This window comes from Photobacterium sp. R1 (assembly GCF_054600795.1).
Genome location: NZ_BAAHZP010000673.1, coordinates 1 through 261 on the forward strand (window position 1 = coordinate 1; position 261 = coordinate 261).

1 protein-coding gene is annotated in these 261 nt (G+C 47.5%); it reads right to left on the reverse strand.

Translation table 11 applies throughout. The annotated features are described in order from the left end of the window. On the reverse strand, positions 1-243 hold a 243-nt coding region (locus ACYP03_RS26775), incomplete at its 3' end, for a CHAD domain-containing protein (RefSeq protein ID WP_459782777.1). Positions 244-261: the final 18 nt, after the last annotated feature.

Genomic DNA, 261 nt, shown 5'->3' on the forward strand with positions numbered 1-261 from the left:
GAGCTTTTTACAGGAAATTCTGAGCTCGTGAATGTGTTCGTCAGGGTTGGCGTAACCGATGGACTGACAGACATTCTGTGTTTTATTGAAGTGCTTCCAGATACATTTTTTTGCGAAGGGCAGGCAAGGCTTTTTTCCTGCGTCTGTCGGTTTCACGTCCAGTTCATCAAGTAAGCCGACTATCTGGGCGCATTGCTGCTGGTAGTCTGCAGATTTCAGCCACTCTTTGATGTGCTTTTGCAACACTATCCGCCTGTCCTG